At 69.2% G+C, this 13,591-nt stretch carries 6 protein-coding genes; 4 read left to right on the plus strand and 2 right to left on the minus strand.

From position 1 onward, the window contains the following. Positions 1-306 precede the first annotated feature (306 nt). Both FBZ88_RS09090 and FBZ88_RS09095 read left to right on the plus strand, forming a co-directional pair. A complete protein-coding gene (locus FBZ88_RS09090; protein ID WP_186464293.1) occupies positions 307-2,370 on the plus strand; it encodes a hybrid sensor histidine kinase/response regulator in 2,064 nt (687 codons plus the stop codon). Continuing rightward, on the plus strand, positions 2,360-3,424 hold the full coding sequence (locus FBZ88_RS09095; protein ID WP_145616519.1) for an HD domain-containing phosphohydrolase: 1,065 nt from the start codon (positions 2,360-2,362) through the stop codon (positions 3,422-3,424). The genes FBZ88_RS09090 and FBZ88_RS09095 overlap by 11 nt, the downstream gene beginning before the upstream one ends. A gap of 60 nt (positions 3,425-3,484) precedes the next feature. Here the strand turns inward: FBZ88_RS09095 and FBZ88_RS09100 are convergent, their stop codons facing one another. Continuing rightward, a complete protein-coding gene (locus FBZ88_RS09100) occupies positions 3,485-5,083 on the minus strand; it encodes an EAL domain-containing protein (protein ID WP_145616520.1) in 1,599 nt (532 codons plus the stop codon). A 274-nt stretch (positions 5,084-5,357) separates the two neighbouring features. Then, positions 5,358-6,983, minus strand: a complete 1,626-nt coding sequence (locus FBZ88_RS09105) for a fumarate hydratase (RefSeq protein WP_145616521.1) — start codon at positions 6,981-6,983, stop codon at positions 5,358-5,360. Between the two features lie 244 nt (positions 6,984-7,227). Here FBZ88_RS09105 and FBZ88_RS09110 point away from each other — a divergent pair, with 244 nt between their 5' ends. Then, positions 7,228-8,943, plus strand: a complete 1,716-nt coding sequence (locus FBZ88_RS09110) for a thiamine pyrophosphate-dependent enzyme (RefSeq protein ID WP_145616522.1) — start codon at positions 7,228-7,230, stop codon at positions 8,941-8,943. Between the two features lie 280 nt (positions 8,944-9,223). After that, entirely contained in the window at positions 9,224-13,537 is a 4,314-nt protein-coding gene (locus FBZ88_RS09115; protein ID WP_145616523.1) for a beta strand repeat-containing protein, read from the plus strand. Positions 13,538-13,591: the final 54 nt, after the last annotated feature.

Below are 13,591 nucleotides of genomic sequence, written 5' to 3' on the forward strand. Positions count from 1 at the left end.
ACGCAGGCCACCGGGTGGCCTGCGGGCCGTATCCGACCATGTCCCGATGATCGCCGGCGGCGGTAACGCTTTATATACTGTTCCCAGGCAATAACGCATTCAAAGCATGCTGCCCCATCGGCACGATGCTATAATCCCCAATGTTTTCCAGCAGAACCATCGGTCTCGGCCAGGTGGTTCCGTCAAGAAACATGACGCGCCGGGGGGGGTGGGTTCCGGCGCCTGCCGTCCGCGTCGCCGCGCGGAACACGTGGGGCGGAACACTTGGGGCGGAACACTTGGGGCGGAACACTTGGGGGCATGTCTATGCGGGTGGTTTTCCCGGGTTTATGCTTCAGCACGGATGATCAAGGCGTCGCCTTCAGCCACAACCCGTGGCTGGTGCTGCTGTCATACCTGACCGCCGTCTTTGCCTCCTTCGTCGCCTTGAACATGGCGGAACGCATGACGGGTTCGACCGGCCGTTCCCGCCTGGCCTGGCAGCTGGGCGCCGCCTGTGCGCTGGGCGGCGGCATCTGGGCCATGCATTTCATCGGCATGCTGGCCTTCCAGGTGGCCCTGCCCGTGGCGTGGGAGCCCACACTGACCCTGGTGTCGCTGCTGACCGCCATCGTTTTCGTCGCCCTGGGCCTGGAGGCGGTGCGCCAAGGCGGCAACACCGTCACCCGCTTCACCCTGGCCGGCACGGTGGTGGGCCTGGGCATCGCCGTCATGCATTACACCGGCATGGCCGCGATGGAGGTGCCGGGCCGGATCGCCTACCGCCCCGACCTGTTCGCCCTGTCCGTCTTGATCGCCATGGCCGCCGCCACGGTGGCCCTGATGCTGTCCGTCAGCCTGAAGCATGGCTGGCACCGCGCGCTGGCCGCCCTGATCATGGGCGTCGCCATCTGCGGCATGCACTATACCGGCATGACGGCCACGGTGCTGACCCTGGACCCTCTGGCCCCCGCTCCGACGGACGTGGATCGCGGGCCGCTGGCCATCATCGTCGCCGGCGCCACCTATGGCCTGCTGATGCTGGCGCTGGTGACCGCGTTCGCCGACCGCCGCCTGAACGCCGCCGCCGAGCGGGAAGCCCAGCGCCTGAAGGCCGCCAACCGTGCCCTGGAGGCGGAGGTGGAGGAGCGGCGCCGGGCGGAGGAAGAATTGCTGCGCGTGCGCGAGGGGCTGGAGGAAGCGGTGGCGGAGCGCACCCGCGACCTGGCCGCCGCCCGCAGCCGGGCCGAGGCCGCCAACCAGGCCAAGTCCGAGTTCCTGGCCAGCATGAGCCATGAGCTGCGCACGCCGCTGAACGCCGTCCTCGGCTTCGCCCAACTGATGGAATACAACAAGGCGCGCGAGCCGATGACGCCCAAGCAGGAGCGGGGCGTTCAGCAGATCGTCAAGAACGGCAACCACCTGCTGCGCCTGATCGATGAAGTGCTGGACCTGGCCCGCATCGAGGCGGGGCAACTGACGCTGTCGCTGGAACCAGTGGATCCACGCCTGGTGGTGGAGGATGTGCTGAACGCCTTGCAGCCGGTGGCGGAAAAGGCGCGGGTGACCATCGCCGCCGTCCTGCCCGAGGTGGCGCCGCCCGTCCTGGCCGACCGCACCCGCCTGATTCAGGTGGTCAGCAACCTGCTGTCCAACGCCGTGAAGTACAACCGCCCCGGCGGCACCGTGCGCGTCACCCTGGGTGCCGCGCCGGCGCCGGGCCGCCTGTCGCTGTCGGTGCAGGATACGGGCGAAGGCATCGCGCCCGACAAGCTGGGCGACCTGTTCCAGCCCTTCAACCGCCTGGGCCAGGAATACAGCGACATTCCGGGCACGGGCATCGGCCTGACCATCACCCGCCGGCTGCTGTCGGCCATGGACGGCACGATCGAGGTGGCCAGCGTGCTGGGTGAGGGCAGCACCTTCACCGTCAGCCTGCCGGTGGCGCTGAACATGGCCCCCGAACCGCGCACGCCGGGCGCCGAAAACAACCCGCTGGCCCAGACCCGGCCCCGCACCATGCTGTATGTCGAGGACAACCCGTCCAACATCCAGCTGATGCGCGACCTGATGGAGACCGTGCCGGACACCAAGCTTCTGATCGCCGCCGACCCGGTGACGGGCCTGGATCTGGCTATGGGCCATCAGCCCGACGTCATCGTGCTGGACATCAACCTGCCGGGCATGAGCGGCTTCGACGTGCTGGCCCGGCTGCGGGACCGGGAGGAAACCCGCGACATTCCCGTCCTGGCACTGAGCGCCAACGCCCTGCCCCGCGAAATCGAGAAGGGCCTGCGCGCCGGATTCCGCCGGTACCTGACCAAGCCCTTGAACGTGCAGGAGTTCATGGAGGCCCTGGCCGACGCGATGGAGCCGGTCGATGCCGTTTGACGCCACCGACCAGGTCAAGAACGCCCGTATCCTGGTGGTCGATGACCTGGCCGCCAACGTCGAACTGATGGAAGGCGTGCTGGCCGCGGCCGGCTATACCGACATCACCGGCACCTGCGACCCGCGCGAGGGCCTGGCGCTCTACGGCTCCATGACGCCGGACCTGATCCTGCTGGACTTCCGCATGCCGGGCATGGACGGCCCCGCCTTCATCCGCGCCGCCCATGCGCTGAGTCCGGGCCAGCGCCCGCCCATTTTGGTGGTGACAGCGCAAGGCGATGAGCAGACCCGCCGCACGGCGCTGGAAGCCGGCGCCCGGGACTTCATTTCCAAGCCCTTCGCCTTGTGGGAGATGCTGGCCCGCGTGCAGAACCTGCTGGAACTGCAGATGCTGCTGCGGGACAAGGAAGCCCAGGCCAGCTGCCTTGAGGCGGCCGTGGCACAGCGCACGCGCGACCTGGAGCACACCCACCTGGAAGTGGTGCGGCGCCTGTGCGCCGTGGGCGAGTTCCGCGATGACGAGACCGGCCGCCACGTCAACCGCATCGGCGCCCTCTCCGGCCGCATCGCCCGCCTGGCCGGCTGGCTTGAGCCGGACGCCGAGCTGCTGGCCAGCGCCGCCCCCCTGCACGACATCGGCAAGGTCTCCATTCCCGACGCCATCCTGCTGAAGCCCGGAAAGCTGAGCGATCCGGAATGGCAGGTGATGAAGACCCACGCCGACGCCGGCGCCAGCATCCTGAGAGGCAGCAAGATTCCCGTCCTGGATCTGGCGGCCGAAATCGCGGTCACCCATCATGAAAAGTGGGATGGCAGCGGCTATCCCCAGGGCTTGGCGGGCGAGACCATCCCGATGTCCGGCCGCATCGTCGCGGTGGCTGACGTGTTCGACGCCCTGCTGTCCCGCCGCCCCTATAAGGAGCCGTGGACGGTGAACCAGGTGGCGGACCATCTGCGCGCCCAGTCCGGCCGGCACTTCGACCCCGCGCTGGTCGACCTGGTTCTGGCCAATCTGGAGGAGCTGCTGGCCCTGCGGGTGGAGGTTGGGGTGTGATGCCCCGCCGGCGCGGCATTGTCCGCGCCCGTATACCGGTCAGGGCCGGCAATGAAGCGTTCAGCGATCCAGCGACAGGGCCTGGTCGAGCACGTCGGAACGCGACAGTCGGGTGGCATGGCCCGGAAAATCCACCCACGGGCCGATCAGGTCGCCCGTCATGAAGGTGCAGCCCGCTTCTTCCGCCATCTGTTCCATCTCCGGCGTGTCGATGCCATCGACCAGGATGTGCAGCCCGCGACGGCGGGCCTCCGCCCCGGCGAGATAAAGGTCCTGGACCAGCCGGCCACGCGGGACGGAACCGCCGAGGGAAACGTTCAGCCCTTTCACGCCCGCGGCGGCGAAGGTGGCCTGAGCCTGGGGTGACAAGTCCGCGCAAACCGTCACGCCCCGACCCAGGGGCCGCAGGGCGCTGACCAGTTCCGTCAGCCGGCCCACCGGCACGCCGTCCGGCACCCCCATCAACTGATAGGTGATGAAGGGTCGCAGATGGGCCGGGATGTGGCTGGCCAGCTCCAGATAGGCGCGGCGGCGGCTGGATCCCGCCAGCGTTTCGAAATGCACCGGCAGGGCCAGATAATAGCGGAAGCGGTTATCGTACAGCTCCAGATAGGCGTCCACCGCCTGCCGCAGGGTCTCGCGATCCAGATCCAGGATTTCCTGCAATCCGTTGGCGGTGCCGGCGGAGGCGACACCGCCGGCCGGCGGCGTCAGCGTGTCATAGCCATAAACATGATGCCGCCCACCCACCCGCTGGCGGCGGGGACTGGCAATGTAGAGGCTGAGCGCCTGGCCCCGCACGTCCCACACGGGGCGGTACACCACCTCCAGCGGGCCCAGCACCGGGCGCAAATGGGCCCAGGGGTCATCGCCGCCGCCCTTGGTCGCGGCAACGGCGGCGGCAACGGTCTGTCCCCGCCCAACCTCGGCCAGCGCGGCCGCCGCCTGGGCCTGCGCCAGGGGGGCCTGCACCAGCGGAGATTGCGACGGCGAAGACTGCGCCAGCGGGGACTGCGAAAGGAGGCCTCGCGAAGATGGCTGCGGCGCCGGGGACGGCGACCGTTCCGGTGTTTCGACCATGTCACCGGCCGGCGCCGGCGGCGCCGCGTGTTGGACCTGCGCCACCATCCTGGTCAGCAGGTCAGCCAGCCGCTCGGGCTTCAGCACCAGATCGCCCGTGGCCTCGCGTGCGGCCGTGCGCACGACGATGCTGGCAAGGTCCGGCTCGCCCAACAGCAGGCGCTGCAGCTCCTGCATGACCTTGGCGCACACAAGGCCGGCGTGGACAGGATTCAGCCGGGCGAAGACCACCACGTAGGTCTCGGTGCCGTAGCCGTAAAAGACGTCATCCGCCGCCAGGTTCTGACGCAACAGCTTCTCGATCATGCCGTGCACCCGGGCCTGTACCCCGTTCCAGCGCGGCCCCAGCTTTTCCTTCAGGCTTTCCAGGCCGACAAACTGGACACAGCCGGCGGCGGCGGCCTTGCGCGGCCCCAGCACGGCCTTGATACGCCGGCGGAAGACAACCTCGTCCGGGCCCAAGCCACCGGCGTCCAGATCAAGGGCGGCATCGGAATTGGGAACCATCATGCCACGCCCGGCGCCGGGCGCCGGCTCTTCCGAAAACCAGGCGATGATGCGGCTCAACAACCCCGGCATGGCAACTGCCTCCATGCTGTCCCGATCCAGTTTCCCCAGCTTAGAAGGCGCGTGGTTAAGAAAAGGCTAAGGCCGCCCGATGGGCGTACGCATAATGGCGGGAACGCCGGGAACTTCAATCCGGGGTCGATGCGGTGGCTTCACCCATAACTCCCGGGCGGCCATGCCGGTTCGGCCGCGCGGGTTTGCACGGTCTGAAGAAAAAGGCCGATCCCGACGGGACCGGCCTTCTCTTCAAGTCGCGTATGGGCCGTGGGCCGCAATGCCTTCCGGGTCAGGTGAATTCCTGGAAGAAGTCGTTGCCCTTGTCATCGATGACGACGAAGGCGGGGAAGTCCTCCACCTCAATGCGCCAGATGGCTTCCATGCCCAGATCCTCGAAGGCGATGCATTCCACCTTCTTGATGCAGTCCTGGGCCAGGCGCGCGGCGGCGCCGCCAATGCTGCCCAGATAGAAGCCGCCATGCTTCTTACACGCCTCACGCACCGCCGGGCTGCGGTTGCCCTTGGCCAGCATGACGAAGGAACCGCCCGCCGCCTGGAACTGATCGACGAAGCTGTCCATGCGGCCGGCCGTGGTGGGGCCGAAGGAGCCGGAGGCGTAGCCCGTCGGCGTCTTGGCCGGGCCGGCGTAGTAGATGGGATGGTTCTTGAAGTAATCCGGTAGCGGCTGCCCCGCCTCCAGCCCGGCACGCAGGCGGGCGTGCGCGCTGTCGCGGGCCACGATCAGCGGGCCGGTCAGCGAGACGCGGGTGCGGATGGGGTAGCGCGACAGGGTCTCGCGGATTTCCGACATGGGCTGGTTGAGGTCGATCTTGACCACCTCGCCCGCCAGCTGGCTGTCGTCGATCTCCGGCAGGAAACGGGCGGGATCGTGCTCCAGTTCCTCCAAGAAGATGCCGTCGCGGGTGATCTTGGCCAGGGCCTGGCGGTCGGCCGAGCACGACACGCCGATGCCGATGGGCAGCGAAGCGCCGTGGCGCGGCAGGCGGATGACCCGCACGTCATGGCAGAAGTACTTGCCGCCGAACTGCGCGCCGATGCCCATGGTCTGGCTCAGCTTGTGGACGGCGGCCTCCATCTCCAGGTCGCGGAAGGCGTGGCCGCTTTCCGAGCCTTGGGTGGGCAGGCCGTCGTAATAGCGGGCCGAGGCCAGCTTCACCGTCTTCAGGTTCATCTCGGCGCTGGTGCCGCCGATGACGATGGCCAGGTGGTAGGGCGGGCAGGCCGAAGTGCCCAGCGACTTGATCTTCTCTTCCAGGAAGGGCAGCAGCCGGTCGGGCGCCAGCACCGAGGGCGTGGCCTGGAACAGGAAGGTCTTGTTGGCCGAACCGCCGCCCTTGGCCATGAACAGGAACTTATAGGCGTCGTCACCCTCGGCGTAGATGTCCACCTGCGCCGGCAGGTTGGTGCGGGTGTTCTTTTCCTCATACATGGACAGGGGCGCCACCTGGCTGTAGCGCAGGTTGCGCTTGGCGTAGGCGTCCAGCACGCCACTGCCCAGGGCGGTCTCGTCACCGCCCTTGGTCCAGACGCGGCGGCCCTTCTTGCCCATGATGATGGCGGTGCCGGTGTCCTGGCACATGGGCAGGATGCCCGAGGCGGCGATGGAGGCGTTCTTCAGCAGGTCCAGCGCCACGAAGCGGTCGTTGGGCGAGGCCTCGGCATCGTCCAGGATGGCGCGCAGCTGGGCCAAGTGGCCGGGGCGCAGCAGGTGGTTGATGTCGATGAAGGCCTGCTCGGCCAGCAGGCGCAAGCCCTCGGGCTCGACCTTCAAGACCTCTTCCCCGTCGAAGGTCGTGGTCGACACGTAGTCGCTGGTCAGCTTGCGGTAGCTGGTGGCGTCCTTGGCCACTGGGAACAGCGTGAACTCCCGGCTTTCACCGCCGACGTCTGGCATTGGGGCTCTCCCGATAATCCGGCCCGGCCGGTGCGTTCCGGCGGACCCTGGTCACGGGCGGCTCCCGTGGCCGGCGGGGACCTTACGCCACCCGTCCGCCCCTGTCATCTGCGCCGCGCGCAACACCTCCCCCTTATGTTGACACCCCAACCAGTCCGGCCAACCAGCGTGCGCGGCTTCGCCGCACCCGGAACCTTCCCGCCCCCCTTCGGCGTTATGCCCCCATCCCAGAGGAGGAAGAAACATGAGCCGCAGCGTCGCCGACATCATCGTGGAAACCCTGTTCGATGCCGGCGCCCGGCGTTGCTATGGCGTGCCGGGTGACACCCTGAACCATGTCACCGACGCCATCCGCCGCAGCGAGATGCGCTGGATCCATGTTCGGCATGAGGAGGCGGGCGCCATGGCGGCCGGGGCCGACGCCCTGCTGACGGGCGAGCTGACGCTGTGCGCCGGATCGTGCGGGCCGGGCGGCCTGCACTTCATCAACGGCCTGTATGAAAGCCACCGCAACCGCGCGCCCGTAGTGCTGATCGCCAGCCAGATCACGCGGGATGAGCTGGGTTTCGACTTCCCGCAGGAGGTGGACTTCAAGGCGGTGTACAAGGCCGCCAGCGTCTTTTGCGAGGAGGTCCGCACCCCCACCCAGGCGCGGCGCATGACGGCCATGGCGGCGCAGGCGGCGCTGACCAAGCGCGGGGTGGCCGTGCTGATCGTGCCGGTGGACGTCTCCAGCGCCGACGCACCGGAGGAGCCCGCCTTCGCCGCCCACCGCACGCGGCCGGTGGTGCGGCCCAGCGATGACGAGCTGGACCGCATGGCCGAGCTTCTGAACGCCGGCGGCAAAATCGCCATCTATGGCGGCGCCGGCTGCGAGGATGCCCACGACCAGGTCGTTGCGCTGGCGGAACGGTTACAGGCACCGGTGGCGCGCACCTCCCGCGCCAAGGACTTCCTGGAGCCGGCCAACCCCTATGACGTGGGCATGACCGGCATATTCGGCACGGCCGGCGGCTACCAGGCGCTGATGGATTGCGACACCCTGCTGCTGCTGGGCTGCGACTTCGCCTGGCGGCAGTATTATCCGGAGAAGGCCACCATCATCCAGGTGGACATCGACGGCGCCCACCTGGGCCGCCGCCACCCCGTGGACCTGGGCGTGGTGGGCGATGTGGCGCCGACGCTGGAGGCGCTGCTGCCGCGCCTGACCCCGCGTGAGGACCGCACCTTCCTGAACGCGGCGCTGGACCATGCCGCCGAAGCCGAGGCCAAGCTGGAGAAGCGCGCCGTGGCCGGCGAAGGCGACACCATCCACCCGCAATACCTGACGGAGACGGTAGCCCGCCACGCCGCCATTGACGCCGTCTACACCGCCGATGGCGGGTCGCCCATGGTGTGGTGCCTGCGCCACGTGCCGGCCACGGGCCAGAATCGCACCGTCGTCAGCCTCAGCCACGGCACCATGGCCAACGCCATGCCCCAGGCCCTGGGCGCCCAAGCCGCCTTCCCCGGCCGGCAGGTCATCTCCCTCTCCGGCGACGGCGGCCTGGCCATGCTGATGGGCGACCTGCTGACCACGGTGCAGGAAAACCTGCCCATCAAGGTGGTGGTCTACAACAACGGCTCGCTGGGCTTCGTGGAGCTGGAACAGAAGGTGGAAGGCCTGCTGGATACCTATACCGACCTGAAGAACCCCGATTTCGCCCGGGTGGCGGAGGCCATCGGCCTTTGGGGGCGCCGCGTGGAACGGCCGCAGGACCTGGACAACGCCGTGCGCGACTGGCTGTCCACCCCCGGCCCCGCCCTGCTGGATGTGAAGGTCGACCGCTATGAGCTGGTGATGCCGCCCAAGGTGGAAATGGCCCAAGTGGTGGGCACCGCCCTCTATTCCGCCAAGGGCATCCTGGCGGGCCGGGGAAGCGAGGTGTTCGAATTGCTGGAGGGGGCGGTCCGCCCCTGATCAGGGTACGCAGCCAAAGGTTGATTGCCACCGGTTGGTCACAGGCCGGCCGGTGGCGGCGCGACTACTATCGCAGGCAGGGAGCCACGCCGAAAAAGGCCACCGCCACCAGCCGCGCCCACCCGCGCCCTCTTTGAAAAGCGACCCGAGTTCCGACCACGCTGGTTTCGCCAGCGCGGTTGTCGCACGCGCGCCTGTCCGGCCCCGCGCCCCCGGGTGTCCTCCCCCCGCGTCAGCCCGCCGGCGGCACCAGGCGGGAGGGAACCCCGAGGGATTCACCATGAGGGACCTGCGTCTCCAGCCCACGCCTATACGCCCGGCCCGCCTCCGCTTGTTGCTGCTGGCCTCCGCCGCCCTGTGGCCCGCGGCGGGCCAGGCCGACACCGCGCCCAACGCCCTGCCGACTGGTGGCAGCGTGGCGGCGGGCAGCGCCAGCATCAGCCAGTCGAGCGCCGGCATGACGGTCAGCCAGACCAGCCAGCGGGCCGTCATCACCTGGCAGGACTTCAGCATCGGCGGCAACGCCGGCGTCACCTTCCAGCAGCCTGGGCCCGCGTCGGCCGCCCTGAACCGCGTGCTGAGCGGCATTCCCTCGGAAATCCTGGGCAAGCTGACGGCCAACGGCCAGATCTTCATCGTCAACCCCGCCGGCATCACCTTCGGCCAGGGCGCCAGCGTCAACGTCGGCGGCCTGGTCGCCTCCACCCTGGATATCGCCAACCAGGACTTCATGGCCGGCACCTACACCTTTCAGCGCAACGGCAGCACCGCCACGGTCGCCAACCAGGGCGCGCTGACGGCAGCCAGCGGCGGCTATGTCGGCCTGCTGGCGCCAGAGGTGATCAACGACGGCGTCATCACCGCCAAGCTGGGCAGCGTGGTGCTGGCGGCCGGTGAGAAGGTGACGCTGACCTTTGACAAAGGAAGCGTCAGCGTGGCGGTGGACCCGGCCACCATCCGCACCCTGATCGTGAACCACCAGATGATCGCCGCGCCGGACGGCCAGGTCGTGCTGGCCGCCAAGTCGGCGGACGCCCTGCTGGGCGGCGTCATCAATAACACCGGCGTGATCGAGGCCAGCGCCCTGACCAGCCATGGCGGCGTGGTGACGCTGGAGGCCTCGACCGGGATCGACAGCGGCGGCACCATCGCCGCCGATGGTGTGCGCGCGGGTGACGGCGGCACCATCCGCCTGAAGTCGGACGGCGTGACCACGGTGGCCGGCACGCTGAGCGCCAAGGCGGGTGCGGCCGGCGGCGACGGCGGCATCATCGAGACCTCCGGCGCCACCCTGTCCATCGCCGACATCCATGTCGATACCACCGCCCTGCGCGGCCACACCGGCACCTGGCTGCTGGACCCGGCCGACCTGATCGTGGGCCCCGGCGGTCCTGGCGCCGTCAGCAGCGGCACGGTGGAGACGGCGCTGGCCACCACCAACGTCACCCTGCAGACGGGGTCCACCGGCAGTGGCAATGGCGACATCCTGGTCGCCGTCGCCATTCATTGGACCGGCCCCAACAGCCTGACCCTGAACGCCTATCGAGACATCACGGTCAGCGCCGACATCAGCCACGGCGGCGCCGCCGCCGCGGCCCTTGCCCTGAACCCAGCCCAGGGCGGCAGCGGCGGCCTGGACGTGAACCAGGGCGCCAAGGTCACGCTGGCCGCCCCCGGCGACGGCCTGTCCATCCAGGGCCAGGCCTACACCCTGGTCAACACTCCGGCACAGTTGCAGGCCATGGCCGACGATTTGGCCGGCCACTACGCCCTGAATGCCGACCTGGACATGGGCGGCATCGCCTACACCGCCGTGGGCAATAGCACGACACCCTTTTCCGGCGCCTTCCAGGGCCTGGGCCACGGCATCGCCAACCTGACCGTGGGCGGCCTCAACTATCTTTATGTCGGCCTGTTCGGTTACAGCTCCGGCACCCTGAACGACGTGTCGCTGACGGCGGTCAACGCCAGTGGCGGCCAGGAGGTGGGCGGCATCGCCGGCTGGAACGCCGGCGTCATCACCAACAGCCAGGTCACCGGCACCGTCGCCCTGACCGGCCCATGGTCGGAACGGGTCGGCGGCCTGGCCGGCACCAATGGGGGCACCATCGCCGCCAGCCACGCTGCCGTGGCGGTCAGCGCCGGCGACCACACCACCCGCATCGGCGGCCTGGTGGGGCAGAACGACGGCCTGATCAGCGCCAGCTATGCCCTGGGCAGCGTGAAGGCCGGCAGCAAGACCGGCGGCGACAACGACCTGCCGGACGACGGCACCATTCTGGACATCACGCCACCGCCCCAGCCGGGCAGCGGCATCGGCGGCCTGGCGGGCGGCAACAGCGGCACCATCATCGACAGCTACACCGTGAACCGGGTGACCACCTGCAGCCTGTCAGCCAACGTCGGCGGCCTGGTGGGTGACAATGAGGGCCGCATCTTCAGCAGCTTCTCGCTGGGCACAGTCGCCGCCGGTCCCAATGCCAGCCAGGTGGGCGGGCTGGTGGGCCAGAACGGCTTCGTCCGGCTGTTCGATCCGCACTGGCCGCCGCCGCTGTCCCTCGCCGGCACCATCATCGACAGCTATTCGGCGGCCACCGTCACCGTGGCGGACACCGCCTACAGCGCCGGCTGGGGCGGCCTGGTGGGGCTGAATCAGCTGGGCGCCATCACCAATTCCTACGCCGCCGGCGGTATGCTGGGCAACGGCGTGGCCGGCCTGGTGGGGGTGAATGGCGCCCTGATCGCCGGCAGCCATGCCGACGACGCCGTCACCAACGCCGCCGGCCTGGTCAACACCAACGGCACATACGGCACCATCGCCGGCAGTTACGCCACCGGCGATGTCGGCGGTACCGGCAATTTGGGCGGCCTGGTGGCCTACAACTACGGCACCATCAGCGCCAGCCACGCCACCGGCAGCGTCATCGCCCGCTTCGCCGGCACCATCGCCGGACCGCAGACGGTGGGCGGCCTGGTGGCCTACAACAGGGGCGTGGTCACGGACAGCTATGCCACCGGCAGCGTGGAGGGCACCAGTTCGACCGGCGGCCTGATCGGCGTGAACTATGGTGTCATCACCACCAGCCACGCCAACGGCGCCGTTACCGCCCGCGACGACAGCGGCTTGGTGGCCGGGACCGACATCGGCGGACTGGTCGGCCTCAACAGCGGCGGGACGATTGGGCAGAGCTATGCCACCGGCCGGGTGACGGCCGGTAACCGGGGCCAAGCCCTGGGCGGCCTGGCGGGCGGCAACGCCGGCACCATCACCGACGCCTATGCAACCGGCGCGGTGCAGGTCGGGAACAGCGTCAGCGGCGTCGGCGGGCTGGTGGGCCAGAACGGCGGCCTGGTCAACCACAGCTTCGCCCTGGGCGCCGTGACAGTGGGCAACAGCGTCACCGGGGTCGGCGGACTGGCCGGAACCAACGGCGGCACCATCACCAGCAGCTACGCCACCGGCCTGGTCAACACCGGCACCTTGGCCCAAGGGGTGGGCGGCCTGGTGGGCACCAACAGCGGCCTGTTGGGCGGCGACCAGGCCGGCGCCACCATCAGCGTGGCCGGCGGCGCCGGCACCGGTGGCCTGATGATCGGGGGCCTGGCGGGGTCGAACAGCGGCACCATCACCGACAGTTCCGCCACCAGCGCCATCATCGCCCAGACGTCCGGTACCGTCGGCGGGCTGGTCGGGCTGAACAGTGGCGACATCCGGCGTGCCTGGGCCAGCGGCAACATCAACGCCAACTATCGCGTCGGCGGGCTGGTGGCCGTCAACAGCGGCACCATCAGCGACAGCCACGCCAGCGGCACCATCAGCGACACGGTCGCGGGCGTCACCACCTTCCCCGGCTATGCCGGCGTCTATGTCGGCGGGCTGGTGGGGCAGAACCTGGGACTGGTCAGCAACAGCTACGCCACCGGCGCCATCAGGGACAGCGGCTACGGCAGCTATGGCCTGGGCGGCCTGGTGGGGTCCAACAGCGGCACGGTCACCAACAGTTACGCCCTGGGCACCGTGCTGGGCAGCGCCCGGGGTGACGCCGTGGGCGGCCTGGTGGGTGAGAATTTGGGCTTGGTCGCCGCCAGCCACGCCGGCGGCACCGTCTCCTCCGGCGGGCGGGATGGTGAGATCGGCGGGCTGGTCGGCACCAATGAAGGCACCATCACCGACAGCTACGCCACCGGCGACGTCTTCAACGCCCCGGAAAGCGGGGCGATCGGTGGCTTGGTGGGCAGGAACAACGGCCTGATCAGCCACAGCTACGCCACCGGCAACGTCAACGCCCAGACCGACAATTCGGTCGGCGGCTTGGTGGGCACCAACGCCGGCACGGTCACCGACAGCCGCAGCAGCGGAACCGTCTCGGGCCTCAGCTTCGTCGGCGGCCTCATCGGCAATAACAGCGGCACGGTGGTGAACAGCGGCAGTGTCAGCGACGTCCTGACCAGCGACCCGCCGAACTATGCCGGCCTGCTGATCGGCTACGAACACACCAGCGGCACCATCGTCAACAGCGCCGGCGCCGGCACCATCACCACCGGCACCATCGTCGGTGGCTCCACCGCCCAGATCGGGGGCACTGGGTTCTGACCTTGGCGGACCGGCGCCCCTGGGCAAGGGGCGCCGGGAGGTCGGCACACTGCA

The sequence above is a fragment of the Nitrospirillum bahiense genome, assembly GCF_007828025.1.
GTDB lineage: Bacteria > Pseudomonadota > Alphaproteobacteria > Azospirillales > Azospirillaceae > Nitrospirillum > Nitrospirillum amazonense.

Coding starts and splice junctions, on each gene's coding strand:
- FBZ88_RS09095 (WP_145616519.1), top strand. CDS start 2,360: ATGCCGTTTGACGCCACCGACCAGGTCAAGAACGCCCGTATCCTGGTG.
- FBZ88_RS09110 (WP_145616522.1), top strand. CDS start 7,228: ATGAGCCGCAGCGTCGCCGACATCATCGTGGAAACCCTGTTCGATGCC.
- FBZ88_RS09115 (WP_145616523.1), top strand. CDS start 9,224: ATGAGGGACCTGCGTCTCCAGCCCACGCCTATACGCCCGGCCCGCCTC.
- FBZ88_RS09105 (WP_145616521.1), bottom strand. CDS start 6,983: ATGCCAGACGTCGGCGGTGAAAGCCGGGAGTTCACGCTGTTCCCAGTG.
- FBZ88_RS09090 (WP_186464293.1), top strand. CDS start 307: ATGCGGGTGGTTTTCCCGGGTTTATGCTTCAGCACGGATGATCAAGGC.
- FBZ88_RS09100 (WP_145616520.1), bottom strand. CDS start 5,083: ATGCCGGGGTTGTTGAGCCGCATCATCGCCTGGTTTTCGGAAGAGCCG.